This window comes from Mycobacterium sp. D16R24, from assembly GCF_002013385.1.
GTDB lineage: Bacteria > Actinomycetota > Actinomycetes > Mycobacteriales > Mycobacteriaceae > Mycobacterium.
Map to the genome: position 1 here is coordinate 1 of NZ_MAEV01000003.1, position 756 is coordinate 756.

Below are 756 nucleotides of genomic sequence, written 5' to 3' on the forward strand. Positions count from 1 at the left end.
AGGTCGTTCAGGGAAGCGATGATCCCTCAGATCGATCCGGAGGTGATGAGGTCGTTCACTGAAGCGATGATCCCTCAGATCGATCCGGAGGTGATGAGGTCGTTCAGGGAAGCGATGATCCCTCAGATTGACCCACAACTAACGAAGCGATTCTGGCAGGCGATCGAACCGCACAAGAGCCCTGACATTGCGCAGGCGATTAGGGGAGCAGTTCTGGGTACTTTCGAGGCTCGGCCCGATGAAAATTCTGGCGATCAGCCGACTCGGGACGCTAACGGCGACAAGGCCGCTGAGCGCACTGAGGAAACAGAATGCAACGACGACCCGCCCGACACGGACGCCTAAACGCCTTGAGATCTACGTTTCCGCCCTTTTGGGGGTTGCCCCCGTGGGTGCGGTCGAAGTTGTTGAGGAAACGCTTCGGCGAGTCCCGCTAGTGCGGCGTGCTCGTAGTTGAGCGCGCCGGCGGCTGCGGGAAAGTCCTTATCGCCCCCGGCGCCGCCCGAGGGGGTCGAAGTAGAACGCCTCTTGTGACGCGTCCAGTTCTTGGTCGGTCATACCCCCCGCGGCTTGTGGTCGAATCGGTAGGGTACTGGGGCGTTCCGACGCAGTCAGGTTCCGCGGTTCGGATGATCCAAGTTGGTTCAATAGCGTTGTGACGTAAGAGTTGTCAGTGATTTGGGACTGAATAGCCCGCACGTGTTGCGCCGCGTCGGCGATTGCGGTGCGCTGCGCGTCACGAATTGCCCGGCCTAG

Annotated in this window: 1 protein-coding gene; it reads left to right on the top strand. The window is 60.3% G+C overall.

Going from position 1 to position 756, the window contains the following annotated elements; translation table 11 throughout:
• Positions 1-345: hypothetical protein (locus B4383_RS26880; protein ID WP_217700185.1), on the top strand; the 345-nt coding region annotated here is incomplete at its 5' end.
• Between the last annotated feature and the right edge of the window lie 411 nt (positions 346-756).